The organism is Amycolatopsis sp. CA-161197, assembly GCF_050942255.1.
Classification (GTDB): domain Bacteria; phylum Actinomycetota; class Actinomycetes; order Mycobacteriales; family Pseudonocardiaceae; genus Amycolatopsis.
Genome location: NZ_CP192059.1, coordinates 7,153,268 through 7,178,884, shown reverse-complemented (window position 1 = coordinate 7,178,884; position 25,617 = coordinate 7,153,268). Strand labels below are relative to the sequence as shown.

Below are 25,617 nucleotides of genomic sequence, written 5' to 3'. Positions count from 1 at the left end.
CGGCGCCTTGGCCACTCCGGTGCCCGACGCGCTGCTTCGCGCGGCTTACCGGGCGGCCCCTCCGTTGCCCCAGCTTGTCCTCATCGGTGACGAAGACCCGCTCGCCGACCGCGAAACGCTGGCCCGCACGGTGAAGTCCGCGCCGCGCGCCCGCCTGTCCGTGGTCCGCGGCGCCCACCACGACGTGCTCAACGACCGGCAGCACCGCTCCGTCGCCGCCGAGGTCGTCAGCTTCCTCGAAACCCTCGGCAACGAACTGGTGCCGGTGATCTCGGTCGAGTCCAGTGCCTGGTGAGCCCGGGCTCGACCCCACCCTGCTGCGCGCCGCGTTCGGCGCCTTCCCGACCGGCGTGGTGGCGATCGCCGCGTCGGTCGGCGGCCGCGCTGTCGGTCTCGCGGCGAGCTCGTTCACGTCGGTCTCGCTCGCGCCGCCGCTGGTCTCCTTCTCGGTCGCGACCACGTCGCGCACGTGGCCCGCGCTGCGCCGCGCGCCCCGCCTGGGCGTCACCGTCCTCGCCGGCCACCACGGCGCCGTCGCCCGGCAGCTCGCCGGCCCCGCCGAAGGCCGCTTCACCGGCCTCCCCCTCACCACCACGGCCGACGGCGCCATCACCCTCGACGACGGCGTCGCGTGGTTCGACACCACCATCGAACGCGCGGTGGCCGCCGGCGACCACACGCTCGTCCTGCTCCGCCTGCACTCGGCGGCCCACGCCGCTGATGCCGCGCCGCTGGTGTTCCACCGCAGCGGTTTCCGGCCGGCGGTGTGATCGGTGCGTCAGCGATCCAGCGTCACGTGCGTGCCGAACGAACGACGGTGGTACGTGAGAGGCTCCCCGGCCCACCCCGACACCGCGAGGACGGACCCCAACACGACGATGTGGCCGCCGCCCTCCACCTCCTGCTCCACGGAACACGCGAGCCAGCCGAGCGCACCCGCAAACCGCGGCACGCCGTGGTCGACTCCCCACTCGACGCCTGCGAACTTCTCCTCGGGCGTGCGGCTGGTCGCGAACGTCCGGGCCAGCGCGGAATGCGACGAACCGAGGACGTTCAGCCCGAACCGGCCCGTCTCCCGGATCACCGCCAGCAGCCGCGACGCCTTGATCAGCGACACCAGCACCATCGGCGGCCGCAGCGACAGCGACGAGAACGCGCTGACGGTGCTGCCGTAAGGACTTCCGCCGTCACTCAACCCGGTCACGACGGACACCGGCGTGGCCACGTGCGCCATGACCTCGCGAAACCGCTCCTGCACGTCTTCGGGCATCGGAGTTCTCCTTTCGTTGGTCGCGGATCGACCCATGCGTGCTTCCTGGCCGCAGCCGCGGAAGCACAAGCCGGGCTCGCGCGTTCATCCACAGCCGGTGCGCCCGGTTCCCGCCGGCTACGCGCCGATGCCGAGCGAGGCCGCGGTGTCGTTCAGGACGGCGCGCAGCTGGTGGTCGTCGAGGCCGGGGACGGCCTTGATGCGGTCGGCCCAGTCGCCGGCTCGGACGCGGGGCGCGTCGGTGCCGAGGACGAGCCGGTCGGCGCCGAAGGAGTCGGCGAAGAGCTTGATCGCGGCGGGGTCGTCGGTCAGGGTCGTGTCGTAGTAGAGCTTCTTGAGCTCCTGACGCGGATTCGTCGCCAGCCATTCGTCCTGGTGGAGGGTTTCGGTGATTTCCTCGAACCGCCGCCAGAGGTAGCCGATCGAGCCGCCCATGGTCGCGATGATCCACCGGATGTTCGGGTACCGGCGGGTCACACCCGACACGACCAGCCGGGTCGTCGCGAGCGTGGCCTCCATGGGGCCGCCGTACTTCGGTCCCATCATGAACGCGTCGAGCCCGGTGGAGAACGTGTCCGGGGTGCCGACGGGGTGCACGAAAACGACCGCGCGGCGGCGGTCCAGTTCGGCCCACAGCTCCGCGAAGGCCGGGTCGTCCAGCGAACGGCCGAGCGCGGTGGTGCCGACGCCGATGCCGGCGAAGCGGTGCTCGTCCAGGCAGCGCACGGCTTCCGCGACCGCGTGCTCCGGGTGCGGCAACGGGACCGCGCCGAACGCGGAGAACCGGCCCGGGAAATCGGCCGCCATGGTCGCGTAGAGGTCGTTGGCGAAGCGTGCGCAGTGCACGGAGACAGCGGAGTCGGTGTGGTAGGGCTGGTTGTGGCCGAGCCCCACCACCTGCAGGCGCACCCCGTCGGCCGCGAGCTCCTCGGCGCGGCCGGCCAGCTCGGGCCGGTGTTCGGGCCAGACCTTCAGGTTGCCGACGCGGGTGAACTCCTTCGTGAGCGCCGGGGGAAACCAGTGCGCGTGGATGTCGATCACAGTCGGGTGTCCTTTCAGACGAGGAAGCTGATCGCGGACGGGTTCTTCTCGAGCAGGGCTTTGCCGTGCAGCTCCTGGGTGACCCGGCGGAAGAAGGCGGCGTGCCGGGAGGCGATGCCGGCGTCGCGCCAGATCCGCTGCAGCGGGTTCACCTCGGCGAACGCCGAGGATCCGTGCGCAGACATGAGCAGGTCGACGGCCAGGAACGCCTGCCGGGCCGCCCAGGCCAGGTTCACGCGCAGCTGCGTCCGGACCGTCTCCGGGGGAAGCTCGGCCTTGGCCGCGTAGTCGTCGAGGATGTCCGCGGCCTGCCGGGTGATCTCGCGCGCGGCGATGATCATGCTCGAAGCCTCGGCGACGTCGATCTGGAAACCGACGGATTCGGACTGGGAGCCGTAGACCGTGGTCGTGATCGAGCGTTTGGGTGCCTTCTCCAGGACATAGTCGAGTGCGGCTTCGGCCTGTCCGAGCTGAGCCCCGGCGAGCGAAAGCGACAACAGGCCGGCCAGGCTCGCGCGCCCGCTCAGGCCGGCACCACCGGTCGCGTTGGCGCCGGTGAACAACGGCGTCAACGGGCGCAACCGGTGCGCGGGAACGAAGACCTCGTGGGCGACGACCGTGTTGCTGCCCGTCGCGCGCATCCCCGAGACGAACCAGGTGTCCTCCAGCGTGACGTCCTGGACGGGCACGAGCGCGAGCTGCATACCCGGGTCGTCGGGGGAGGTGCCGGGGTAGCAGACGCTGACCCAGTCGCAGTGGTTCGACCCGGAGGCGTACCCCCATTTGCCGGTGAGCACGATCCCGCCGTCGACGGCCTTCGCTTCGGCGGTCGGCGCCAGCACGCCGGCCGTCGTTGCGGCGGGGTTCTCGCCCCACACGTCGGACTGCGCCTGGTCGGAGTAGCTCGCGGCCAGCCAGTTGCCCGTGTTGAGCACCCCGGTGACCCACGCCGAAGAGCCACAGCCGCGGCCCAGCGCGATCGTCACCTCGAGGAAGGTGCGCATGCCCGAGTCGTACCCGCCGAACCGGCGGGGCACGAGCAAGCGCGTGAGCCCGGCGTCGCGGATGGCCTGGAACGTCTTGTCCGCCACCCTCCGGGTGCGGTCGGCCTCGGGTGCGGCTTCCCACAGCAGCGACCGGAGGTCGTCCGCGCGGGTGATCAATTCTTCCCGGCTCGGTGTGTCCTGCTTCGCCGAGACGGTGGGGCCTGACGTCGTCATTGATGTCTCCCTGCTCGAACTGTTCGATGGCGCCGCTGGTCCAGTGGAGGGGTGCCGACCGCCCCGGAGGGCGGGTTGGTTCAGTGCGTGCCGCCGGTCGCCGGCAGCTCGACGCCGGTCCAGTAACGGGTGCCCGCGACGTAGAGCTGGTCGGCGGGGAAGCGGGTCAGGAGCCGGCAGCCGTCGGCCGTGACCACGAGCTCCTCTTCGATCCGCGCGGCCGCGGAGCCGTCCGGGGTCGGCCAGTACGTCTCGATCGCGAAGGTCATGCCCTCCACGAGCTCGATCGGGTGCTCGAAGGAGTGGTAGCGGCTCATCAGCGGCCGTTCCCACAGCCCGAGCCCGATCCCGTGGCAGTACTGCAGGCCGAACGCTTCTTCCTCCGTGGCGAAGCCGAATTCCTGGGCGGCGGGGAAGTGCCGGACGATGTCGGCGGAGCTGGCGCCCGGCCGCACCTCGGCGATCGCGTTGTCCATGTACTCGCGGGCACGGGCGTAGGCGGCTCGCTGCGCCGCGGTCGCGCTGCCCACGTTCATCGTGCGGTAGTAGCAGGTGCGGTAGCCGTTGAAGCTGTGGATGATGTCGAAGTACGCGGTGTCGCCGGGCCGGATCAGGCGGTCGGAGAACACGTGCGGGTGCGGGCTGCAGCGCTCACCGGAGATCGAGTTGACGGCCTCGACCTCCTCGGAGCCGTTCTCGTAGAGGTACCGGCTGACCAGCGCGACGCAGTCGTTCTCGCGGATCCCGGCCCGCAGGGTGCGGTAGAGCTCCTCGTAGGCGCCGTCGACCAGCGCGGCCGCGTGGTCGAGCAGGGCGATCTCGTCGGCCGACTTGATCGCGCGGGCGTCGAGCAACAATGCCTGGCCGTCCTCGACGTGCAGGCCTTCGCGTTCCAGCGCGCGCAGCACCGGCAGCTCGACGACGTCGACGCCGACCGGCTCGTCCGCGAGACCGTGCTCGCGCAGGAGGTCGGCCAGCCGCTTGGCGTTGCCGGCTTCGATGCCCACGTCGGTCGGCACCGCGCCGCGCCACGTCGAGACGCCCGCTCGCCAGTTCCCCGTGGGCAGCCAGGGCGCGAACATCTGGTGGGTTTTCGCGGCCGAGCCGATGTCCCACAGGATCGGGTCCTGCCCGCGCATCAGCAGCACGCAGCGGAAGTACTTGTCCCGCGCCCAGTTGCCGATGTGGGTCCCGGTGACGTACCTGATGTTGTTCATGTCGAACAGGATCAGCGCGCCGAGCGACGACTTCTCCAGCTCGGCCCGGGCGCGCGCCAGGCGGGCGTGGCGCAGGCGGTCGGGATCCACGCGGCGTTCCCAGTCGACGGTGCCGGTCGCACCGGGCGAGCCGATCGGCGTCGGGCCTTCGCTCGCGTGGTAGAACGCGGGCGATCCCGTGGCCGGCGACGGCGAAGAATCGTTGGTGGGCATGGGAAAGGTCCCTCCGTGCGGTGTGCTGCGGTGGTTCGGGCCGGGCGGTGGGTCAGACGGGCGAGTACTCGCCGGTCTCGGCCTCGGTGACGGGCGCCCGCGGAGCCGGGCCGGGCCGGGCGAGCGCCGACCAGGCGGCGTCGATGACGTGCTGGGTCGACAGGCCGTACTTGTCGAACAGGTAGGGGGCCGTGAGCGATCCCTCCGCGAAGGTGTCGAGGATGCCGACCCGGCGCAGCGGCCGGCCGAGGCCGGCTTCGGCGATCGCCTCGGCGACGGCGGAGCCGAGCCCGCCGATGACCGAATGGTTCTCGGCGGTGACGACCCCCTTCGCGCCGGCGACGGCACCCAGGATCGTGGCGGTGTCGAGCGGCTTGATCACCGGGACGTTCACCACCGAGACGGAGACGCCGGCGTCGCCGAGGGCTTGTGCGGCACCGAGAACGGCAGCGAGCATCATGCCGCCGGCGATCAGGGCGAGGTCGCTGCCTTCGGCGAGGACGGCGGCCCGCGTGGTGTCGAGGACGTGGTCGTCGTCGAAGACGACCGGGACCTCACCGCGTTTGAGCCGGACGTAGACCGGGCCGGGAAGGTCCACAATGGCCTCGGCGACCTGAGCGACCTCGACGGCGTCGGCCACGTCGAGGACGGTCATGTTCGGCAGCGCCCGCATGAGGGCGACGTCGTCGATGGCCTGGTGGCTCGGGCCACCGGGAGTGGACACCCCGGGCATGAACCCGATGATCCGCACCGGGAGGTTCGGGTAGGCGATCGCGTTGGCGATCTGGTCGTAGGGCCGGCGCGTGGCGAACACGCCGAAGGTGTGCACGAACGGGAGGTGTCCTTCGCGGGCGAGGGCGCCGGCGAGTCCCATCATGTTCGCCTCCGCCATGCCGGCGTGGACGAACCGCCCGGGCAGCTCGGCCCGGAACAGGTCGATCTCGGTCTGCCGCGTGAGATCTCCGCTGAGACAAAGGATTTCCTCGCGGCGGCGGGCGAGGGCCAGCAGCGCGCGGCCGTAGGGCTTGAGCTCGATCGGGTAGGGCGGCTTACGCACGGTGGGCCTCCAGCTTCGCGGTGAGCTCCGCCTCGGCGGCCTCGGCCAGCTCGGGCGGGAGCTTGATGAAATGGCCGTCCGCGTCGTCGGGAAGGCAGTCGAGGCCGTGCCCGGTGGAGGTGCGGCAGACCAGCACCCTCGGGCGGTCGTCGGCCTCGGCCGCGCGCAGGGCGGCCAGCACGGCCTCGACGTCGTGGCCGTCGAGATCCACGGCGTGCCAGCCGAAAGCCGTCCACTTGCCGGCGATCGGCTCGAGCGTCGTGATGGTGTCGACGGGGCCGTCGACTTGCGAGTTGTTCGCGTCGAGCAGGACGGTGAGCGACGCGAGCCGGTGGTGTGCGGCGAAGATCGCGGCTTCCCAGAGCTGTCCCTCTTCCAGCTCGCCGTCGCTGACCAGTGCGTAGGTCCGCCGGTCGGCGCCGCGGAGCCGGTCGGACAACGCGAACCCGGCCGCCGCCGACAGACCTTGTCCCAGTGAGCCGCAGGTGTAGTCCACCACCGGTGAGCGCTCGGTGCCGATGGCCTCGATCGCCGAGCCGTTGCGCCCGTACGTCGCCGCCGCCTCTTCGGTCAGCAGCCCCAGCGCGGTCGCCGCCGCGAAGGGCGCGATGACGTAGTGGCCTGGGGAACAGACGAGCCGGTCGCGGCCGGGGCGGGCGGCGGCGAACACCGCGGCGACCTGTTCCGCGGCGGACAAGGCCTGCCCCAGATAGCCGAACCCCTGCGGAGCCACCATCCGGACGGCCTGGAGGCGGATCCGCAGCGCGAGTTCGGCCGGGTCGCGCACCGACCACGCCGCCCCGGGGCTTGAGAAGTGCAGCGGTGCTGGCATCACGGCTCCCGTGCGAAGTGGAAAAGTGGCCAATTGGCTATGCCACATACTGAGGGTCATTGAGCGGTACTGTCAACAGCCGCAGGACTCGTGGGTCCCGGCCCGCAGGGAGGAGAAAAGTGAGCGAGCCTTCGCCGAAGCGCCCGTACCGGCGGCGCGCGTCGCCGGTGCCGCTGGAGGGCATCACGCCGCTGCCGACCACCCGCCTCGCCGACGAAGTCGCCGCTCGGATTCGCGCGTTGATCATCAGCGAGGACGTGGAGGAGGGGGCCCGGCTGCCCTCGGAACGCGAGCTCGCCGAGCGCTTCGCCGCGAGCCGGCCGACGGTGAGCCAGGCCCTGCGGAGCCTGTCGCTGATGGGGCTGGTCGAGATCCGGCGAGGCTCCGGGGCCTACGTCGTGCGCCGTCCGGAGTCGATGGTGACCGCCTCGGTCAACCTGATGCTCGACCTGGACCGCCGATCGGTCGGCGACCTGATGCAGCTGCGCCTGTGGCTGGAGACGCTCGGTGTCGAGGAGGCGGCGCGGCGGACGACCGCGCCCGATCCCGAGGAACGCGCCGAAGTGCTCTCGGCCCTGACACGGCTGACGTCGTCTGCGGGCACCATGTCGGAGTGGATCGCGGCCGACACGGTCTTCCACGCGACGGTGGTCCGCAGCTCCGGCAACCCCTACCTCGCGGCGATGTACGAGAGCGTGCACACGGCCGTTCTTTCCTTCGAGTTCCAGCAGTGGGTGGACACCGAGTCCGCGCCGTCGTGGCTCGAGACCACCGGCGCCGACGAGCAGCGGGCGCTGCACGAGCCGATCGCGCGCGCGGTGCTCGACCGTGATCCGGAAGCGGCGCGAAAGGCAGTTGCCGCCCACCACCAGCGGATGGCCGAGCACCTCAACGAGGCGATCGAGTCAAGCCTGAAGCGCTGATCCCGGTCACGTGCGGCGACGGGCGAGACCGGCGGCTTCGCGCTGACCCTGCGTGCAGGCGGCGCGCACTTTGGCTTCACCGCTGACTTTCGGCCGGCCCCGGGTCGCCGATCGGCGCGCGCTCGCCGGGAGCGGCCGGGGTGTCCGGGTGGGGCGGACAGGCTCCTTGACTGGGTTGTGGGCGCACTCTTAAAGTCAATGTGGCTATGCCACTTAGCCACATCTGTCGAGCGGTTCCCCGCCTGTTTTCCCGAGAGGGCATCGACCCATGAGCGAGTCCCGGCTTTCCCCTGAGATCGACACCGTTGTCCGCAACATCGAGGCGCTGCAACCGATCCTTCGGGAGGACGGCGCCAAGGCGGAAGCGGGCAGGCAGCTCACGCAGCGCGTCGTCGACGGCCTGCGCGAAGCCGGGGCGTTTCGCGTTTCCGTGCCGACCCGCTTCGGCGGATACGCCGCCAACTCGGTCGAGTCGACCGCGGTGTCGCGGCAGATCGGGTACGGCGACGGCGCCGCCGCGTGGATCTACGGGGTCGTGAACTCGGGATCCTGGGTGGTCGGCCTGCTGCCGCTGCAGGCGCAGCAAGACGTGTGGGCGGACAACCCGGACGCCGTCATCTCACTGGTGCTGCCGCCCACCTCGACCGCGGAAAAGGTCGACGGGGGATACCGGGTGACCGGGCGCTGGAGCTACGGAACCGGTTCGCACCACGCGGACTGGTCGCTGCTGGGCATGCCGCTCGTCGACGACCGGGGTGAGATGGTCGGCGCGGCCATGGGCCTCATCCCGGCCGCCGATCTGCGGATCGAAGACACGTGGTTCGTCGCCGGGATGAAGGGGACGGGCAGCGACACCCAGGTCGCGACCGACGTCTTCGTCCCCGACCACCGGGTGTTCCCGCTCGCCGAGGCGGTCGAAGGAAAGTACCCGGGATCCGGGGTGAACCCCGAGGTGTCCTACAAACCCGCGTTCGTGCCGGCACTGGCGTTGCAGCTGGTCGGCCCGCACCTGGGAATGGGGCGAGCTGTCCTGGACACGGTGGTCGGGAAAGCGTCGACGCGGGGAATCGCTTATTCCGGGTACACGCGTCAGGCGGACTCGGTGGGTTTCCAGCTGACGACGGCTCGCGCGGCTCTGCTGCTGGACACCGCCGAGCTCGTGGCGAGGGAAATCGGGCAGCAGCTCTATTCCTGGGCCGAGGCCGGCGAATATCCGGGATTCCCCGAGCGCGTCGGGGTCCGGGGAAAGATCGGCTACGCGGTGGAATGCGTCACCGAGGCGGTCGGGGCACTCGTTCTCGCGCACGGATCGAGCGGGTTCGCCGAGTCGAGCCTGGTGCAGCGATTCTGGCGCGACCAGACCACGGCGGCGAGCCACGCGCACACTTTGCCGGCGACCGGGCTCGACGCTTACGGAAAAATCCTGCTCGGCCTCGAAAAGGAAGCCAGGGTCGTGCTTCCGGTCATTTGAGACCGGCACGGGAAGACGCAAAGATCGATCACGGAAAGGCGGACCGATGTCCGAAGAACGCATCACCAGGGTCAAAGCGCCGAAGATCCCGGGAATCTCCGACAGCGTCCGGGTGGCGGCCGGTGATCTGGTCTTCATCTCGGGGGCGGTCGGGTTCCCCGAAGGCGGCGGGGCTCCCGAGAGCTTCGAGGAAGGCGTCGAGCTGGTCCTGAAGGAGCTGGACCGCGCTTTGACGGCCGCCGGTGTCACGTTCGACGATCTCGTGCGGATCAACGTGTACGTGACCGATCTCGACGCGGACAAGCTGCGCACGTTCCGGGAAGTCCGGGACCGGTGGGTCGATCCCGGCCACGTCCCCGCGAGCACGTTCATCGGTGTCGCCCGGCTTTTCGACGACCGGATCAGCATCGAGATCGACGCCATCGCCGCCGGCTGAGCAGCGTTCGGGCGGAAGGCGAATCCGCCCGCGTCGCCGGTCCACGACACCGTGGTCCGAGATTCGTGATGGGAAAGGGGAAAACGTGCGCTCGGTGCGCGTCGCGCTGCTCGTGCTGGCACTGGGGGCGTTTTCCCTCGGTACGGGCGAGTTCAGCATTCTGGGTCTGCTTCCGCAGGTCGCCGACGATCTGCGGGTGTCGATCCCCGAAGCCGGCCACCTCGTCTCGGCGTACGCGATCGGCGTCGTCGTCGGGGCGCCGCTGCTCATCGCCGCCGCGACCCGGCTGCCCCGGCGGCGGGCCCTCATCGTCATGATCGCGCTCTACGGCGCCGCGTACCTGTTCACCGCGATCGTGCCGGGTTACCCGCTCGTGCTGCTGGGGAGATTCCTGTCCGGGCTGCCGCACGGGGCCTACTTCGGCATCGCGGCCATCGTCGCCGGCTCGCTCGCGCAGCCGGACCGGAGGGCCCGGGCGATGGCCACGATGTTCGCCGGCCTGACGGTGGCCAACATCTTCGGCGTCCCGCTCTCCACCCTGCTCGGGCAGCTGCTCGGCTGGCGGTGGACGCTCGCGGTGGTCGGCGTGATCAGCCTGGCCTCGGCGTTCGCGATCCGGTTCGTGGTCCCGGATCTTCGTCCCGAGGGCGGCCGGCCCCGGCTGGCCGACGAATTCCGCGCTCTCGCACGGCGCCCGGTCTGGCTGACCCTGCTCATCGTCGTCCTCGGCGGGGCGACGCTCTTCGCCAGCTACAGCTACATCGCCCCGATGCTCACCGACGTCGCGGGTTATCCCGCCGCCGCGGTCACGCTTTTGCTCGCGATGTTCGGCGTCGGGATGACGGCTGGCAACGCGATCGGCGCGCGCCTGGCCGACCTCAACCCGATGCGGACGATCCGGGGCGCCTTGGTCGCCGACATCGTGATCGCGCTGGCTCTGGTGCCGGCGATGCACCACCCGGTCAGCGCCGCGATCGTGCTCTTTCTCTTCGCCGTCACCACGTTCTCCCTGGTTCCCTCGGCCCAGTTGCGCATCATCGACGGCGCGGCCGGCGCTCCGCACCTGGCCGCCGGCTCGATGCACGCCGGGTTCAACCTGGCCAACGCCCTGGGCGCCTGGCTCGGCGGCCTGGCGATCAGCCTGGGCTTCGGACTGACCGCTCCCAACGTCGTCGCCGCCGGCCTCGCGCTCCTCGGGCTCGGCGTCGCCACGATCTCGGTGCTGGTCGAGAAACGCAGCCCGGTTCCCGCCTAGGCCCACCCGGTCCCGATGCCGGGACCGGCACCCGCAACGGGCGTCAAGGCCGACGCCCGCCCCGAAGAGAGGAAATGCGATGACTGACGTCGTCACGCCCACCGCCGCCGACTCCGGTTCGTCGGCGACGGAACAGTTCCAGCAGCGAGACCGCGCCCGCGGTTCGGCCACGCCGGCCGACACGGCCCGGGTGGACGCCATGGCGACCGAAGCGCTGGAGGCGCTGCGCGCGGTGATCCGGAAGTACCAGCTCACCTACGCCGAGTACCACGCGGTCAAGGCGTGGCTGATCAAGCTCGGCGAGGACGGCGAATGGCCGCTGTTCCTCGACGTGTTCATCGAACACGAGGTGGAGAAGATCGCGACCGAGGGCCGGGAGGGCTCCGTCGGCAGCATCGAAGGCCCGTACTACGTCGAAAACGCGCCCGAACTCGGTTCGGCCGGCACCCCGCCGATGCGCGAGGGCGAGCCCGGCACGCCGCTGCACTTCTTCGGTCAGGTCCGCACCGTGGCCGGGGAACCGGTCCAGGGCGCCGTGGTGGACTTCTGGCAGGCCGACGCCGACGGCCTGTACTCGCACTTCGCGCCCGGTATCCCCGAATGGAACCTGCGGGCCCGCTTCACCACCGACGCCGAGGGCAACTTCGCCATCGACACGGTCCACCCGTCGCCCTACGAGATCCCGATCGACGGCGCCACGGGCATCCTGCTCGCCGCGGCGGGATGGCACGCCTGGCGTCCCGAGCACCTGCACATCCGGGTGTCGGCCGAGGGCTACCACACGATCACCACCCAGCTGTACTTCGAGGGCAGTGACCACGTCGAAGACGACATCGCCATGGCGGTCAAGGACGAGCTGATCCTCGCACCGACCGCGACCGACGACGGCCGCGGCGAGCAGGTCCGGTACGACTTCGTGCTCGACCCGGCCTGAGCCCCCTCACCTTGCTCGGCCGAAGGCGGCTGCGCGCTCGGCTCACTGGTCCAGATACGTCCTGATCACCGAGAACCGCAGGTAATCGTCATTCACGTGCACCACCGTCACGGCCACCGGGAGCTCGTCGGCACGGATGTGGGTGTGGCGCAGGCGCAGCACGGGACGCGTGCGGGGGAGGCCCAGCGCCGTGGCGATCGCGGCGGGTGGCAGGACGGGGCGGATCTCGGCGACGGAGTAGCAGACCGGTGTGCCGGTGTCGGTTTCGACGAACTCGAAGGTGGAGCGGCGCGGGTCGCTGTCCTCCGGGTGTTCGCCGAGCAAGGTGGCGGGGACGTGGTCGACGCTGTGGACCGCGGGCTTCCCGTCGGCGTCGAAGACGCGTTCGATCCGGAGCGCGCGCTCGCCGGCGGGGAGCTCGAGGGACGTGGCGAGCTCCTCGTCGAGGGCGATGAGGTGCTGGTCGAGCGTGCGGACGGCGGGGCGGTAGCCGGCCTGGGTGAGCAGGTCGACGAACGGGCTGGCCTCGGCGAGGTTGGCGGCGAGGCCGATCGTGTGGCGGTTGATGAAGGTGCCGCTGCCGTGCAGGCGCCGGATGCGGCCTTCCTTCTGCAGCGACTGCAGCACCGAGCGCAGCGTCGCGCGGCTGACGCCGAGCGCGGTGCTCAGCTCCTCCTCCGACGGCAGGCGGTAGCGGCCCTCGGCGGCGTAGCGCGTGATCGCCTCGCGCATCCGCTCCTTGGCCTGCCGGTAGGAGTCCGCGGCGACCGTCTGGATGGAGACGGGTGTCAGCTCCGGCTCACGCATGACCATCGGTTGTCCTCCCCGGGGCGGCCTCACGGCCCGTCGTACGGCAACGCTGCCGACACGCACAGTCGATCGGCACCCTCCGAGCGTAATGACCTCACGCCGCGTCCTGAACCCACCCTGGGCCAGGCAGACGGGTGATCACGAGCTGTCACGACGCGCGCCACCGAGGTTCCCACTCCTCCAGCTGCTCCAGCGTCTCCTGCTCGCTCCAGTCGGTCAGCCCGGCGAAGCGCGCCCAGTTCCCGCCCACCATGTTCGCCACGTCCAGGCGCGAGATCGGCGCGCCGGGGTCGGCGACGTCGTTGACGAGCGTGAGCTTCGGCAGCAGGACGGCCGGTTTGCCGCCGCCGGGGTAGTCGGTGCCCCAGCAGATCCGCGACAGCGGGCAGCCCAGCTGCTGCGCGCGCAGGAGGAATTCGTAGAGCTGGCGCTGCGTGGACTTCGTGGCGAACATGCTGATGTCGAGGTAGGTGTTGTCGTGGCGGGCCACCATGGCCAGGCACTCGTCGACCCACGGGAACCCGGCGTGGCACACCAGCAGCGGCAGGTCGGGGAAGTGGCGGGCGACCTCGTCGAGCGCGCCGGGCCGGCCGTAGTCCAGCACGGTGTCCTTGGCCGAAGACGTTCCCATGTGGACCATCACGCCGATGCCGAGCTCGACCGCGCGCTCGTAGATCGGGAAGGCGAGGTCGCGGTCGGCGGGCGCGTAGTGGTCGTACATGGGGTAGAGCTTCAGCCCTTGCAGGCCCAGCTCGCCGACGGCGCGGGTCAGCTCGTCGCGGGCCCACTCGACCCCGCGGAACTTCGGGTTCACGGCGCTCATGCCGATCAGCTCGGGGTGGCGCCGGGTGAGCGAGGCGATGTAGTCGTTGCTCTTGGCCACTTCCAGCGGACCGTCCACATCGGTCACGCGGCCGAGGTCGATGGTGCCGCGTTCCCCGTAGGCGGTGTAGGTCGAGGGCGCGACGGCCAGCACGGTCGCGAGGTCCACCCCCGCGCTCACGTGGTCGTCGACGAGCGTGCCCGGGTCGATGGGGTCCAGGTCGCCCTCCAGCCCGGCCCAGTCCTCGTCCGTGGCCGGCCGGTACGCGGGCAGCCGGCCCGCCCGCCGGTGCCCGGGCGCGCGCATCTCGCGCACGAACCGGTCGTGGCCGGGCGGCAGGGCGGTGGCCAGTACGTGGTTGTGGCAGTCGATGATCACTCGTCGAACTCCTCGGCCAGGCTTCGCCAGATCGCCCGCTGCAGGCGCTGGAACTCGGGTTCGAACCGGACTTCCTGGAAGTGCCGCGGCCGGTCCAGGGAGATGCGGAACTCCTCCTTGATCGTGCCGGGACCGCGGCTCATCACGAGCACGCGGTCGGCCATCGCCACGGCCTCCTCGACGTCGTGGGTCACGAAGACCACGCTCTTGCCGAGGTTCTCCCAGATGGAGAGGAACTCGCCGCCGAGGCGGATCCGCATCTGCGCGTCCAGCGGCCCGAACGGTTCGTCCATCAGGTAGACGTCCGGGTCGTACGCCAGCGCGCGGGCGATGCCGACGCGCTTGCGCATGCCGCCGGAGAGCTGGTTGGGGTAGCTCTGCTCGAACGACGTGAGCCCGACCAGCTCGACCAGCCGGCGCACCTCGGCGCGTTGCTCTTCGGCGGGGACTCCCTTGATCGCCAAGGGAAAGCGGATGTTGTCCGCGACCGTGCGCCACGGGAACAGCGCGTCGGACTGGAAAACCAGCCCCACGCCTTCCGGCACGCCTTCGGGCACCGGCGCGCCGTCGAGCCGGATCTCGCCGGTGGTCGTGGGCAGCAGGCCCGCGATCAGCTTGAGCAGCGTGGACTTCCCGCAGCCGCTGGGCCCGACGAGCGCCACGAACTCGCCGGGCGCGAGGTCGAGGGTCAGGTCCTCGAGCGCGACGAACCGGCCCTTGGGGGTGCGGTAGCCGAGCCCGACCCCGCGCAGGCTGAGCTTCGGCGTGGCCGCGGTGGACTCGACTGAGGACGTCAGCGTTTCGGTCATCGTGGTCCTCCCGGCTACTTCGCGGGCAACAGGCTGTAGTCGAAGATGTCCTGAGTGGACGGAACCGGGTCGGTGAGGAAGCCGGTGCGCACCAACAGGTCCGTCGAGGACTTCACGACCGCGTCCTGGGCCTTGAGGCCGTCGGGCACGCTCTTGATGGCCTCGGTGACGATGGTCTTGAGGTCGGCGTCGCTGATCTTGTAGCCCTGCTTCTTCATCCACGTCGTGGCCTGGTCCGGGTTGGCCTTGGCCTGGGTGGACGCCTCGTCCATCGCGGCGAGGAAGGTCTTCATGAGGTCCTGGTGCCCGGAAACCCAGTCCTGGTCGGCCATCGCGACGATGTCGACGTAGTGGTAGTCCGGTTCCTGCCACAGGACCTTGAACTTCCCGGTCCGCAGCAGCTGCAGCGTGTCGGGCTGGCTCGTCATCCCGGCCACGACCTGGCCGCCGTTGAGCTCGGCCTGCATCGTCGCGCCCGCCCCGCCGCTGACGACGGTCAGGTCCTTCTTCGGGTTCAGCCCCGCGTCCAGTGCCGCCTTCTGCATCTCGGTGTCCGACAACGTGCCCGGCGCGGTGACGGCCACCTTCTTGCCGGCGAGGTCTTTGACCGAGGCGATGTCGTTGCGGGCGACCATGAGGTAGGAGAAGCGGTCGTTGGCCACGCCGTAGGCGCGCATCTTCACGCCCTTCTTCTGCGCCAGCACCACGTGGCCGATGTCGCCCATGAACACGTCGGCGCTGCCGCCGATGAGGGCGTTGGTGGCGGTGGAACCGCTGGTGACGCACATGGGCTTGATCGTGATGCCCTTCTGCGCCGCGATCCCGCTGTTCTGCGCGAGCTCGGCGGCGATGGGCGCCAGGCCGCTGCAGAACAGCTCGACCCGGATCGTCTTGGTGTCGCCGCCACTGCCGGCCGACGAGCTGCCGCACGCGGTGGCGGTCGCGGCCAGGGCGAGCGCGGCCACGGTGGCCGTGATGCGGGAGAGCTTGGTCATCGGTGGTGTCCTCATCTGTGACGTTTTCGGAGGGGACCTCAGCGGGTGGCGCGGTGACGCAGGACCCGTCGCTCGACGAGCGCGACGAGCTGTTCGGCGAGCATGGCGATCACCGTGATGATCACCAGGCCCGCGAAGACTCCGGTGGTGTCGAGCACGTTGGCGGCGTAACCCATGTAGTAGCCCAGGCCCTGGCTCGCGCCGACGAGCTCGGCGATCACCGCGCCGATCAGCGCCAGCGCGATCGACAGCCGCAGGCTGGTCAGGATCCAGGGCGCGATCGAGGGGAGGATGGCCCAGCGCAGCCGGGCCGTCCACGGCGCGCGGAAGCTGCGCGTCATCTCGATCAGGTCGGGCTCGATGCCGCGCATGCCCTGGTAGGTGTTGTAGAAGGCGACGAACACGACCATGGTCACGACCATGAAGATCTTGGATTCCAGGCCGATCCCGAACCACACGATGAACAACGGGGCGAGCGCCACGCGCGGCAGGCTGTAGAGCGCCATGATGTACGGGTAGAACCAGCGTCCGACGGTTTTCGACGGCGCGATCAGCACGCCCAGCGCCACGCCGATCACCATGCCGATCGCCAGCCCGGCGAAGGTCTCCGCCAGCGTGGTCCCCAGGTCCGGCCAGAGCGTGCCCCCGGTGACCAGCTCGACGATGCGCTGGACGATCAGCCACGGACTGCTCACCGTGAACGCCCCGAACACCTGCCCGGCCAGCTGCCACAGCACGACGATCAGCACGCCGACGCCCCACTGCCCGCCGCGGACCACCCACCGGTGGCGCCGGTCGGCCCGCCGGTCGCGGTCGTCCTGGGAGTCCGCCGGTCCGTCACGCTCGGTTCGGCCGGCCGAGCCGCCGACACGGTTCGCCACCATCCGCTGCCTCCTCAGACGTCAGACGTCTGACGGACCATAGGAGCCGGTCCGGGCGGGCACAAGGGTTCTCAGGGGGTGGGACCAGGGCTTGCTTTTGTTCGGTCGTGTGCCGGCGGAGACGATTGTCCACTGTAGACATTCGGTGGCCTGACGGGGCCTCCCTTGCCGAACCCGGACTTGCCTTCTTCGAATTTCTCTGACTATGGTCAGAGAATGGAGGAGCAGATCGGGGCCGTCCGGCGGTTCAACCGCGTCGTCACCCAGCGGGTGGGTGCGCTGGAGGACGCGTACTTGTCGCGGGAGCGCTCGCTCGGGCTGTCGCGGCTGTTGTGGGAGATCGGGCCGGACGGGTCGGAAATCCGGGTGCTGCGCGCCCGGCTGGGGCTGGACTCCGGGTACGTCAGCCGTCAGCTGCGGCTGCTGGAGTCGCAGGGTCTGGTGACCACGGATCCCGGCGACCGCGACGGGCGGGTGCGCACCGCCAAGCTCACCGCCGCCGGTCTGGCCGAGCGCGAGCTGCTCGACCACGCGTCGGACGAGCTGGCCGAGTCGATGCTGGCTCCGCTGACCGTCGCGCAGCGCGAACGTCTGGTGCGCGCCATGGCCGACGTCGAGCACCTCGTCACGGCCTCGCTCGTCCGCATTGAGATCACCGACCCGCGTAGCCCCGACGCCCGCTACTGCCTGCGGTCCTACTTCACCGAGCTCGGCGACCGCTTCGACGCGGGCTTCGACCCGGCGCGGAGCATCTCGGCCAGTGACGACGAGATGACCCTGCCCTCGGGCCTGCTGCTCGTCGCGGCCCTGCAGGGCTCCCCGGTGGGCTGCGGCGCCCTCAAGCTCCACGCCGGCACCGGGGTCGCCGAGATCAAACGCATGTGGGTCTCCCCGACGGTCCGGGGCCTCGGCCTGGGCCGCCGGCTGCTCGACTCCCTGGCGCAGGAGGCCTCCTCCCGGGGCACGCACACGCTGCGGCTGGAGACGAACAAGGCCCTCGTCGAAGCACGGCGCCTCTACGAAACCGCGGGCTTCGCCGAAGTCGCCGCGTTCAACGACGAGTCCTACGCCCACCACTGGTTCGAACGAGACCTCCGGCAGGACTGAGGGCGCCCCAACACTTCCGGCGGTTACGGCGAACGCGGTGCTGGCCCGGGGGCGGGTTTCGGCGGCCGGCGAACGTCGACAAAGCGGCAAAGCCGGGTGCGGCTGGTTGAGACCTGCTTGCCGGGGGTTGAATCCGGGCTTCCCGAGCGGGGCCGGGCAGGTGGTGCGGAGTGGAAGACGTGGGGGTCGAACCCACCGCGGCGATCTTGCAAGGATCGTCTGCGCTCCGGCGCGTCTCCCGGGGAGCTCCCCTGCCAGGACTCGAACCTGGTACCTCCCGAGTAACAGTCGGGTGCGCAGCCTGGTGCGCCTCAGGGGAAAGGGTGGGCCGCCAGGGAGTCGAACCCTGAACCCGCCGAGTAAAAGTCGGCTGCTCTGCGCGGTTGAGCTAGCGGCCCTCGTACCGCGGGTCGCTCGGACCCGCGGCGCGAAGTGGATCGCCGGGGAGTCGAACCCCGAACCCGCCGAGTAAGAGTCGGCTGCTCTGCCGTTGAGCCAGCGATCCGGAAGCGGGGAGTAAGCCCCTACGAGGCTGATCCCCTTGCGCGGCACCGGGTGCCGTGCGAGTCGTCACGAGCCTCTTCCGGGACTCGAACCCGGTCCTTCCGTTTACGAGACGGGTGCTCTGCCTGGTGAGCTGAAGAGGCGAACTGCTGCTGCGAGCGGCCGGAGGGCATCGAACCCTCTGCTTCGGTTTGGAAGACCGACGTGTCCGCCGAGTTCACCACGACCGCGCGACGCCGCGGGCAAGCGGCGTGAAAGGTGTTTCTCCGTTGTGAAAGTCTCAAAGAACACGCCACCGAAAAAATGGGGGCGCGAAGCACCGGTGGAAGCAGTCGAACCTTCGGCGAACGGTTTTGGAGACCGCCGCGCTCTCTCCGGAAGCTCACCGGTAAATCGATCGCGCGAAACAGAGAAAGCCGCCCGGATCGGTTTCCCGACGGGCGGCTCCCTCGACCTGACGAAGTGTCACATCAGGGTGGGGAGCCGACGGTGATGCCGTTGGCAGTCCAGGGTTTCCGGCCGGACGAGCACACGGCGACGATCGCGGCGGCCGGCTTCCGGCGCTGCGTCCCTCGCTCTCGCGTGTTCGTCATGACTGCCCCTTTGTTCGCTGGTGTGGACTCATCCTCTCCGGCGCGCCCGCGGACGTCAACCGGGTTTTCCGCCGACGGCGCCGCGGCCATAAACGCTTGTGATTATCCGAAATCGAGCCGGGCGATTTCCGCGGAGATCCGCTGCGCCTCGGCGACGAGGTGGCCGATGAGGAGCTGGGCGCTCTTCGACGGGGTGCGGCCGGCGAGCGTGGTGATGCCGATGGCGCGGGGCACGGTCTCCAGCCGGATCGGCAGGTAGCCGAGGGCGTCGTCGTCGGCGCCGATGAGCAGGGGCAGCGGCGTGATCGCGTCGGTGTGCAGCAGGATCGAGCGCATGGTCAGGATCGTCGAGCACTCGATGACGTTGCGGGGCAAGGGAACCTCGTGGCGGGCGAACAGCTCGTCGAGCTCGTCGCGCAGCGCGGTGGGCCGGCCCGGCAGGATCCAGGGGAACTCCTGCAACTGCGCCAGGGAACACAGTCCGGAGGCGATGGCCGGGTGGTCGCGGCGCGCGACGAGGCCCACGGGTTCCTCGTACAGCGGCGCGTGGTGAAACCGGCTCGCGGTGCCGGCGGGCGGGCGGCCGACGAGGAGGTCGACCTCGCCGTGGGCGAGCCGGACGTCGAGATCGGCTCCCAGGCCTTCGACCACGGTCGCCGTGAGGGTCGGGAGCTCGGCCTTGAGCCGGACGAGCGCCGAGGGGAGCAGCACGTACGCGCCGGCGAGGTTGGTGCCGACGCGCACGGGCTCCGCGCCGTCGCGCAGCAGCCCGTCGATGCGGTCCTGCGCGGAGGCCATGGTGCTCACCACCGCCCGTGCGTGGTCGAGCAGGATCTCGCCGAACGCGGTGGGCCGCACCCCGCGCGGCCCGCGCACGAACAGCTCCACCCCGACGATCGACTCCGTCTCGCGCAGCGCCCGGGACACCGCCGGCTGCGTCACGTGCAGATCCTTGGCGGCGCCGAGCAGGGAGCCGTTCTCGGCGATCGCGATCACCAGCACCAGGTGCCGGATCTTGAGGCGGCCGTCGAGGAAACGCTGCTGGTCCACTGCCCTCACCCTTTCTTCCGGCGAGGTATAGCAGATCGGCCCCGGTATAACCAGACAGGCATAACCAGGCCGGGATAGGCATTGGTGCGCCGACGTCCGCGCGCACACGATGAATTCATGTCTTCTTCGCCTGAGACCACCGGATCCGTTTCCGCGCTGGTCGGCGCCCTCGCTCGCGGTGACGCGTCGATCGTCGAGCTCACCGCGTCGCTCTCGTCCGCCACCCCCGTGCTCGACCTGCCCCCGGACATGGCGCCGATTCCCCGATTCCGACTGGAGGAGCTGGCGAAGTACGACGAGCGCGGCCGCACGTCGTACCAGAACGGCATCCACACCGGCGAGCACGTCGGCACCCACTTCGACGCGCCGCGCCACTGGGTCACCGGGGCCGATCTGGAGGACGTCGCGTCCGTGCCGCCGGCCCGCCTGATCGCGCCGGCCGTCGTGATCGACAAGTCGCGCGAGGCCGCCGCCGACCCGGACTACCTGCTGCGCCGCGACGACGTCGAGCAATGGCAGCGCGAACACGGCCCGCTGCCGCAGGGCTTGCTGCTGTTGCGCACCGGCTGGGCCGCGCGCTCCCACGACCAGGAGCTGTTCCTCAACGCCGCCGACGACGGGCCGCACACCCCCGGCGTCGATCCTGAGTGCGCACGCTGGCTGGCGCGGGAGACCCCGATCCTCGGGTTCGGCGTCGAGACCGTCGGCACCGACGCCGGGCAGGCATTCGGCTTCGATCCCGAGTTCCCCGTGCACTCGTACCTGCTCGGCGCCGGCAAGTACGGCATCACCCAGCTGCAGAACCTGCACCTGCTGCCGCCGACGGGCACGTTGCTGATCGTGGCGCCGCTGCGGATCGTCGGCGGTTCCGGGAGCCCGGCCCGCGTGCTGGCGATCGTCGAGAACGGAGCGAACTGACCATGCTGGTGCACGAGGCCATCGGCCGGTACCTGACCGAGCACGGCGTGCGCGCCGCGTTCGGCGTGGTCGGCAGCGGCAACTTCCACTTCACCCAGGCACTCGTGGCCGGGGGAGCGCGGTTCGTGGCGGCGCGCCACGAAGGCGGCGCGGCGACGATGGCCGACGCCTACGCGCGCATGTCGGGCGAGGTCGCGGTGCTGTCGCTGCACCAGGGCTGCGGCTACACCAACGCGCTCACCGGGATCACCGAGGCAGCCAAGAGCCGGACCCCGCTGCTGGTGCTGACGGCCGAAGCCGGCGACCCCGCGTCCAACTTCTTCATCGACCAGCCCGGGCTCGCCGCCGGGGTCGGCGCCGTGCCGCTGCGGGTGGGCTCGGCGCGCACGGCCCTGCGGGACGTGGCCCGCGCGTTGGCGATCTGCGCGCAGCAGCGGCGGACCGTGGTGCTCAACGTCCCGATCGACGTCCAGGAGCCGGAGCTGCCGGAGCAGCAGCACGGGACGGTCCCGGCCGAGGTCGCGGCGCCGCAGCCCGCGCCCGAGCCGTTGGCGGAGTTCGTCCGGCTGCTGAGCGAGGCGTCGCGGCCGGTGTTCATCGTCGGCCGCGGCGGCCGTTCGCCCGGGGCGGGCGAGGCGATCCGGGAGCTGGGGAACCAGGCGGGGGCGCTGCTGGCCACCTCGGCGGTGAGCCGCGGGCTGTTCCACGACGACCCGTGGAGCATCGACGTCTCGGGCGGCTTTGCCTCCCCGCTGACGGTCGAACTGGTGTCGCGGGCCGACCTGGTCGTGGCGTTCGGGTGCGCGCTGAACATGTGGACGACGCGGCACGGCGCGCTGATCGGGGCCGACGCCCGCGTTGTTCAGGTCGACCTGGACCCGGCGGCGATCGGCCGGCACCGCGCCGTCGACCTCGGGTTGTGGGGCGGCGTCGCGGAAACCGCCCGCGCGGCCACGGCCCTGCTCCGCTCCGGCGGTGCGGAGCCGAAGACGGGCTACCGGCGCACGGAGCTCGGCGAGCGCCTCCGCACGGGGCTGCGCTGGAACCAGCTCCCGTTCGACGACGCGTCCACCGAGGACCGCATCGACCCGCGGACGCTGTCGGCGCGGCTCAACGAGCTGCTGCCGGCCGAGCGGACGGTGTCGGTCGACTCCGGCAACTTCCTCGGCTACCCGAGCATGTACCTCGACGTGCCGGACGAGTACGGGTTCTGCTTCACCCAGGCGTTCCAGTCGGTCGGGCTCGGGCTGGCGAGTGCGATCGGCACCGCGCTGGCGCAGCCGGACCGCGTGCCCGTCGCGGCGCTGGGCGACGGCGGGTTCCTGATGGGGATCTCCGAGCTGGAAACGGCCGTGCGCCTGGGACTTCCGCTGCTGGTCGTCGTCTACAACGACGCGATGTACGGCGCGGAAGTGCACCACTTCGGCGCCGGGACCGCGGGACTGGACAACGTCACCTTCCCCGACGGCGACCTCGCCGCGCTGGCCCGGGGCCACGGCTGCGCGGGCCTGACCGTGCGCTCGGCCGACGACCTCGCCGCGGTCAAGGACTGGCTTTCGTCTTCGCCGCGGCGGCCGTTGGTCCTCGACGCCAAGATCACGTCCGACGGCGGGGCCTGGTGGCTGCACGAAGCCTTCGGTCACTGAGCGCAGCGGCGGCCCTTTTTCGCTGACACCATCGTGTTCGCACCAGGGCCGCCGCTTGCACCGAGTACGTACCATCTCGAACCGGGGCGGCACCGAGGCCGGCCTGCGAGAGGAGCACGCGATGACCGGTCTCGACTGGCAGGAGGTGGCGCGGTTCGGCGAGCTCGCCTGCGGCTCGCTGCGCGCGGCCACCGTGCAGCAGCGGACCCTGCCGGAGCTGGTCCGCGTCCTGCGCTGCGACTCGGGCGCGATCCACCAGCTCGACCGCCGCTGCCGGGGCCGGGTGGCGTCCTTGACGGGCGCGCCGGTGAAGATGCTCCTCGAGTTCGCGCCCATCTCCGGGCCGGCGAACCCGTACTTCAAGCGCTCGACCACGTCCCGGTTCCCGGTCCACGACGCGGTCCTGTACGGCCGCCGCACCGACCACCTGCGCTCGCCGGTGGGCCGGCTCCTCGCCGACTACGGGTTCGAGCACTGCCTCTACGCGTTGCTCGTCGCCGAGGGCCGGCCCGTCGGCACCGCGACCTTCGCCCGCCGGACCGGCCGTCCGGCGTTCACCACCCGGGAGCAGGAGATGGCCCACCGGCTGTCGAAGTTCCTGGGGATCGGCCTGGCCAACGCCGCGGCCTACGAGCGGCGCGCACCCGCGGCGCCGCTCGAGGGACCCGTCGCGACGAACCTCGACATCGACACGATCGACCTGTCCGAGCCCTCCGGGGCACCCCAGGCCGGCACCGCGCCGTCCGCGGGCGCCGACGGGGGACTGACCGAGCGGGAGCGCCAGGTGCTCGCGCTGGCCACGAGCGGGCTGAGCAACGCGGAGATCGCCGCCGAGCTCGGGATCGCGCTCAACACCGTCAAGCAGCACATGAAGCACAGCTTCCACAAACTCGGCGTGCGCTCGCGGCTCGAAGCCCTGCGGTACCTGCAGGAGCACAACCTCGTGACGCCCTGATCCGAAGCCGCCGGGATCGCCTGTGCGGCAAGCGATCCCGGCGGTCGCTCAGGCATTTTCTCCGGCGGCATCGTCTTGGCGTTCGGGATGTTCGCCTCGATCAGGTCCGCGACCGCGACGTCGTCGCCTCGCGTCACGATGTAGTGGACGTAGGCCTCGGCTTCGGCGGTGGTGTCCTTTTGCACGACGTACGCGAAAAGCCAGATCTGGATCTCTTTGCTGAATTTATTGCGCGCCTCTTCACGGTATTCCGCGGCGAACTGGCGCCCGCGCGGCGAGCCACCGGAGATGACCTGATCGACAGTTTCTGCGGGCGAACACCGGCCGGGCCATGACCCCTGGGTGTTATTGTGACGGATTCTCGCTCCGCGCTAAGGTGATCGTCACTCCGCGCCAAGACGCGGCCCGTGACAAGAGCTGTCGCGGGGCTGTACGGGCCACAAGATCTCGTACCAGCTGCAGGAAGTTCGTCAGCGTCGGCGTTGCCGTGACGAAGCCCGAGGCCTTCGGGGCCGAACGGAGCAGCTATGAAAACCACCATTGTCGTTGGAAATCCGAAGCCCGCTTCGCGCACGAGGCAGGTCGCCGAAGCCTTGCTCGACCGGCTGGTGAAGGACGACGCGGACCGCCAGGTCATCGACCTGGCCGACTGTTCCGCCGAGATCTTCACGTGGCCCTCGGACGTGATGTCGGCGTTGAACGAGCGCGTCGCCGGCAGCGATCTCGTGGTGATCGCGAGCCCGACCTACAAGGCCACCTACACCGGCTTGGTCAAGGCGTTCCTGGACCGCTACGCGGCGGGCGCGCTGACCGGGGTGACGGCGATCCCCGTGATGACCGGGGGCAGCCCCGCCCACGCGATGGGCGTCGACAGCCACCTCGCGCCGCTGCTGACCGAGCTCGGCGCCGTGGTCCCGGGCGCCGGGTGGTACTTCGAGACGTCCTCGATGGCCTCGCTGGACACCCTCGCCGAAGAGGCGGCCGCGCGCTACGCCCGCACGATCGGGCAGCTCGCCCGCCTGGCCGAGGGGGTGCGGATCCCGTGACGCGGCAGTTGACGAGCTTCGACGACTCCCGTGCGTACCGCGACGCCGTGGGGCGCTACGCCTCCGGCGTCGTGGTGGTCGGCGCTAGCGCGGACGACGGGCAGCGCGTCGGGTTCACCTGCCAGTCGTTCCACAGCGTTTCGCTGGACCCGCCGCTGATCCTGATCGGCGTCGCCCGGACTTCGAGCACCTATCCGCTCATCCGGGACCTCGGCCGGTTCGCCGTGTCCGTGCTGGGCCACGGCCACCGGGAGGTCGCTTCCGCGTTCGCGCGCAAGGGCGTCGACCGGTGGAGCGGGGTCGCGCACACCGAAACCGCGGCCGGGAACCCTGTCCTCTCCGAAAGTCTCGTGTGGCTCGACTGCGAGATCGACGCCGAGCACGACGCGGGCGACCACCACCTCGTCGTCGGCCGGGTCCTGGAGATGAGCTCGCCGGACGCGCAGGACGGCGCCGAGCCGCTGCTGTTCTACCGCGGTGGTTTCCACCGCATCGCCCCGGCGCCCGCCGCCGGCTGAGCGACCCGGGTCCCGCCGGACCCCACGAAGGAAGAACGACGATGGCACAGCAGCTTTCAGCAGACCGCCGGTCCGGCGCGGTGAGCGTCGAGCAGGCCGCCGCCGCGATCGCGGCCGGGCAGCCGGTGGTGGTGACCGGCACGCACGGCGACCTCGTGTTCGCCGCGCAGGACGCGACACCGCACCTGGTGTCCTTGTCCGTCCGGTACACCGACGGGTTCGTCTGCGTCGCCCTGCCGGACGAGGACTGCGACCGCCTCGGGCTCCCGTTGATGTACCCCGGGGCGCCGGCGTGCGGAGGGGAAGCCTTCGCCGTCACGGTCGACGCCCGCACCGGCGGAACGACCGGCATCTCCGCGGCCGACCGGGCCCGCACCATCCGGCTGCTGGCCGATCCCGCCGCCACTCCGGCCGACTTCACCCGGCCCGGCCACGTCGTGCCCATCCGCACGGCCCGCGAAAACACCCCCCACCGCGCCGGCCGCGGCGAGGCCGCCCTCGACCTGGTGCGGCTCGCGGGCAAGCACGAAGCCGCGGTGCTCAGCGGCATCGTGTCGCAACGCGAGTCGGGCGACCTGGCGGGCCCGGAGGAACTGGCTTCGTTCGCCGCCGACCACGGCCTGCTCGTCGTGGCGGCGGCCGACGTCCTGGCCCCCAGATCGGCTGCTCACCCCGCGTGCCCCGAGTGCGGGCACGCGGGGTGAGCAGCCGTCGG

General features: G+C 70.8%; 28 protein-coding genes and 6 tRNA genes. 15 read left to right on the top strand and 19 right to left on the bottom strand.

Translation table 11 applies throughout. From position 1 onward, the window contains the following. Window positions 1-7 precede the first annotated feature (7 nt). Both ACQPXB_RS33765 and ACQPXB_RS33760 read left to right on the top strand, forming a co-directional pair. On the top strand, window positions 8-295 hold the full coding sequence (locus ACQPXB_RS33765) for a hypothetical protein (RefSeq protein WP_366582703.1): 288 nt from the start codon (window positions 8-10) through the stop codon (window positions 293-295). Beyond that, window positions 285-770: a flavin reductase family protein gene (locus ACQPXB_RS33760; RefSeq protein WP_432845729.1), complete on the top strand. Its 486-nt coding sequence runs from the start codon at window positions 285-287 to the stop codon at window positions 768-770. The genes ACQPXB_RS33765 and ACQPXB_RS33760 overlap by 11 nt, the downstream gene beginning before the upstream one ends. Before the next feature lie 8 nt (window positions 771-778). Here ACQPXB_RS33760 and ACQPXB_RS33755 read toward each other — a convergent pair whose 3' ends face one another. The 6 genes from ACQPXB_RS33755 to ACQPXB_RS33730 form a co-directional block, all read right to left on the bottom strand. After that, window positions 779-1,270: a flavin reductase family protein gene (locus ACQPXB_RS33755; RefSeq protein WP_432845728.1), complete on the bottom strand. Its 492-nt coding sequence runs from the start codon at window positions 1,268-1,270 to the stop codon at window positions 779-781. A gap of 117 nt (window positions 1,271-1,387) precedes the next feature. Next, on the bottom strand, window positions 1,388-2,311 hold the full coding sequence (locus tag ACQPXB_RS33750; RefSeq protein WP_386952709.1) for an amidohydrolase family protein: 924 nt from the start codon (window positions 2,309-2,311) through the stop codon (window positions 1,388-1,390). A gap of 14 nt (window positions 2,312-2,325) precedes the next feature. Beyond that, the gene (locus ACQPXB_RS33745) at window positions 2,326-3,531 is read right to left on the bottom strand and encodes an acyl-CoA dehydrogenase family protein (protein WP_386952711.1); all 1,206 of its coding nucleotides are present in this window, start codon (window positions 3,529-3,531) and stop codon (window positions 2,326-2,328) included. Window positions 3,532-3,611: 80 nt separating this feature from the next. Continuing rightward, the gene (locus tag ACQPXB_RS33740) at window positions 3,612-4,961 is read right to left on the bottom strand and encodes a M24 family metallopeptidase (protein ID WP_432845727.1); all 1,350 of its coding nucleotides are present in this window, start codon (window positions 4,959-4,961) and stop codon (window positions 3,612-3,614) included. Between the two features lie 52 nt (window positions 4,962-5,013). Further along, complete coding sequence (locus ACQPXB_RS33735) at window positions 5,014-6,018, bottom strand: transketolase family protein (RefSeq protein WP_432845726.1); 1,005 nt, start codon at window positions 6,016-6,018, stop codon at window positions 5,014-5,016. Further along, a complete protein-coding gene (locus ACQPXB_RS33730; RefSeq protein WP_432845725.1) occupies window positions 6,011-6,850 on the bottom strand; it encodes a 1-deoxy-D-xylulose-5-phosphate synthase N-terminal domain-containing protein in 840 nt (279 codons plus the stop codon). The genes ACQPXB_RS33735 and ACQPXB_RS33730 overlap by 8 nt, the downstream gene beginning before the upstream one ends. 119 nt (window positions 6,851-6,969) lie before the next feature. Here ACQPXB_RS33730 and ACQPXB_RS33725 point away from each other — a divergent pair, with 119 nt between their 5' ends. From ACQPXB_RS33725 to catA, 5 genes are all read left to right on the top strand, one after another. After that, window positions 6,970-7,773 carry a FadR/GntR family transcriptional regulator gene (locus tag ACQPXB_RS33725; RefSeq protein ID WP_432845724.1) on the top strand — a complete coding sequence of 268 codons (804 nt, stop codon included), beginning with the start codon at window positions 6,970-6,972 and terminating at the stop codon, window positions 7,771-7,773. A 268-nt stretch (window positions 7,774-8,041) separates the two neighbouring features. Beyond that, window positions 8,042-9,244: an acyl-CoA dehydrogenase family protein gene (locus ACQPXB_RS33720; protein WP_432845723.1), complete on the top strand. Its 1,203-nt coding sequence runs from the start codon at window positions 8,042-8,044 to the stop codon at window positions 9,242-9,244. A 46-nt stretch (window positions 9,245-9,290) separates the two neighbouring features. Further along, window positions 9,291-9,680, top strand: a complete 390-nt coding sequence (locus ACQPXB_RS33715) for a RidA family protein (RefSeq protein WP_366582713.1) — start codon at window positions 9,291-9,293, stop codon at window positions 9,678-9,680. A gap of 85 nt (window positions 9,681-9,765) precedes the next feature. Beyond that, complete coding sequence (locus ACQPXB_RS33710; RefSeq protein ID WP_366582714.1) at window positions 9,766-10,935, top strand: MFS transporter; 1,170 nt, start codon at window positions 9,766-9,768, stop codon at window positions 10,933-10,935. Window positions 10,936-11,014: 79 nt separating this feature from the next. Next, window positions 11,015-11,869, top strand: a complete 855-nt coding sequence (gene catA / locus ACQPXB_RS33705) for a catechol 1,2-dioxygenase (RefSeq protein ID WP_432845722.1) — start codon at window positions 11,015-11,017, stop codon at window positions 11,867-11,869. A gap of 42 nt (window positions 11,870-11,911) precedes the next feature. Here catA and ACQPXB_RS33700 read toward each other — a convergent pair whose 3' ends face one another. From ACQPXB_RS33700 to ACQPXB_RS33680, 5 genes are all read right to left on the bottom strand, one after another. After that, complete coding sequence (locus ACQPXB_RS33700; protein ID WP_366582716.1) at window positions 11,912-12,682, bottom strand: GntR family transcriptional regulator; 771 nt, start codon at window positions 12,680-12,682, stop codon at window positions 11,912-11,914. A gap of 145 nt (window positions 12,683-12,827) precedes the next feature. Beyond that, the gene (locus ACQPXB_RS33695; RefSeq protein WP_432845721.1) at window positions 12,828-13,880 is read right to left on the bottom strand and encodes an amidohydrolase family protein; all 1,053 of its coding nucleotides are present in this window, start codon (window positions 13,878-13,880) and stop codon (window positions 12,828-12,830) included. Next, window positions 13,877-14,689: an ABC transporter ATP-binding protein gene (locus tag ACQPXB_RS33690; RefSeq protein WP_432845720.1), complete on the bottom strand. Its 813-nt coding sequence runs from the start codon at window positions 14,687-14,689 to the stop codon at window positions 13,877-13,879. The genes ACQPXB_RS33695 and ACQPXB_RS33690 overlap by 4 nt, the downstream gene beginning before the upstream one ends. A gap of 14 nt (window positions 14,690-14,703) precedes the next feature. Beyond that, window positions 14,704-15,684, bottom strand: a complete 981-nt coding sequence (locus ACQPXB_RS33685; RefSeq protein ID WP_366582719.1) for an ABC transporter substrate-binding protein — start codon at window positions 15,682-15,684, stop codon at window positions 14,704-14,706. Between the two features lie 38 nt (window positions 15,685-15,722). Further along, on the bottom strand, window positions 15,723-16,568 hold the full coding sequence (locus ACQPXB_RS33680) for an ABC transporter permease (protein ID WP_366582720.1): 846 nt from the start codon (window positions 16,566-16,568) through the stop codon (window positions 15,723-15,725). Window positions 16,569-16,781: 213 nt separating this feature from the next. Here ACQPXB_RS33680 and ACQPXB_RS33675 point away from each other — a divergent pair, with 213 nt between their 5' ends. Next, on the top strand, window positions 16,782-17,672 hold the full coding sequence (locus ACQPXB_RS33675) for a GNAT family N-acetyltransferase (protein WP_432845719.1): 891 nt from the start codon (window positions 16,782-16,784) through the stop codon (window positions 17,670-17,672). Window positions 17,673-17,918: 246 nt separating this feature from the next. Here ACQPXB_RS33675 and ACQPXB_RS33670 read toward each other — a convergent pair. The 8 genes from ACQPXB_RS33670 to ACQPXB_RS33635 all read right to left on the bottom strand — a co-directional run bounded on the left by ACQPXB_RS33670 (window position 17,919) and on the right by ACQPXB_RS33635 (window position 19,819). Further along, window positions 17,919-17,991 (bottom strand) — tRNA-Asn (locus tag ACQPXB_RS33670). A gap of 5 nt (window positions 17,992-17,996) precedes the next feature. After that, window positions 17,997-18,070: transfer RNA gene (locus ACQPXB_RS33665), tRNA-Lys, on the bottom strand. A gap of 35 nt (window positions 18,071-18,105) precedes the next feature. Next, window positions 18,106-18,177 (bottom strand) — tRNA-Lys (locus tag ACQPXB_RS33660). 70 nt (window positions 18,178-18,247) lie between these two features. Then, window positions 18,248-18,319, bottom strand: a tRNA-Thr gene (locus ACQPXB_RS33655). 14 nt (window positions 18,320-18,333) lie between these two features. Further along, window positions 18,334-18,406 (bottom strand) — tRNA-Gly (locus ACQPXB_RS33650). An 87-nt stretch (window positions 18,407-18,493) separates the two neighbouring features. Then, window positions 18,494-18,566, bottom strand: a tRNA-Trp gene (locus tag ACQPXB_RS33645). Between the two features lie 80 nt (window positions 18,567-18,646). Next, window positions 18,647-18,769: a hypothetical protein gene (locus tag ACQPXB_RS33640; RefSeq protein WP_386952732.1), complete on the bottom strand. Its 123-nt coding sequence runs from the start codon at window positions 18,767-18,769 to the stop codon at window positions 18,647-18,649. A gap of 102 nt (window positions 18,770-18,871) precedes the next feature. Further along, window positions 18,872-19,819 carry a LysR substrate-binding domain-containing protein gene (locus ACQPXB_RS33635; RefSeq protein ID WP_432845718.1) on the bottom strand — a complete coding sequence of 316 codons (948 nt, stop codon included), beginning with the start codon at window positions 19,817-19,819 and terminating at the stop codon, window positions 18,872-18,874. A gap of 117 nt (window positions 19,820-19,936) precedes the next feature. Here ACQPXB_RS33635 and ACQPXB_RS33630 point away from each other — a divergent pair, with 117 nt between their 5' ends. The 7 genes from ACQPXB_RS33630 to ACQPXB_RS33600 all read left to right on the top strand — a co-directional run bounded on the left by ACQPXB_RS33630 (window position 19,937) and on the right by ACQPXB_RS33600 (window position 25,606). After that, the gene (locus ACQPXB_RS33630; RefSeq protein ID WP_432845717.1) at window positions 19,937-20,737 is read left to right on the top strand and encodes a cyclase family protein; all 801 of its coding nucleotides are present in this window, start codon (window positions 19,937-19,939) and stop codon (window positions 20,735-20,737) included. Window positions 20,738-20,739: 2 nt separating this feature from the next. Continuing rightward, window positions 20,740-22,383, top strand: coding sequence for a thiamine pyrophosphate-binding protein (locus ACQPXB_RS33625; RefSeq protein WP_432845716.1), 1,644 nt, complete (start codon window positions 20,740-20,742; stop codon window positions 22,381-22,383). A gap of 121 nt (window positions 22,384-22,504) precedes the next feature. Beyond that, the gene (locus ACQPXB_RS33620; protein ID WP_432845715.1) at window positions 22,505-23,338 is read left to right on the top strand and encodes a LuxR C-terminal-related transcriptional regulator; all 834 of its coding nucleotides are present in this window, start codon (window positions 22,505-22,507) and stop codon (window positions 23,336-23,338) included. Window positions 23,339-23,481: 143 nt separating this feature from the next. Then, the gene (locus tag ACQPXB_RS33615; protein WP_432845714.1) at window positions 23,482-23,673 is read left to right on the top strand and encodes a hypothetical protein; all 192 of its coding nucleotides are present in this window, start codon (window positions 23,482-23,484) and stop codon (window positions 23,671-23,673) included. 192 nt (window positions 23,674-23,865) lie between these two features. After that, window positions 23,866-24,384: an NADPH-dependent FMN reductase gene (locus ACQPXB_RS33610; protein ID WP_432845713.1), complete on the top strand. Its 519-nt coding sequence runs from the start codon at window positions 23,866-23,868 to the stop codon at window positions 24,382-24,384. Then, window positions 24,381-24,902 carry a flavin reductase family protein gene (locus ACQPXB_RS33605; protein WP_432845712.1) on the top strand — a complete coding sequence of 174 codons (522 nt, stop codon included), beginning with the start codon at window positions 24,381-24,383 and terminating at the stop codon, window positions 24,900-24,902. The genes ACQPXB_RS33610 and ACQPXB_RS33605 overlap by 4 nt, the downstream gene beginning before the upstream one ends. 41 nt (window positions 24,903-24,943) lie before the next feature. Then, window positions 24,944-25,606: a 3,4-dihydroxy-2-butanone-4-phosphate synthase gene (locus tag ACQPXB_RS33600; RefSeq protein WP_386952746.1), complete on the top strand. Its 663-nt coding sequence runs from the start codon at window positions 24,944-24,946 to the stop codon at window positions 25,604-25,606. Window positions 25,607-25,617: the final 11 nt, after the last annotated feature.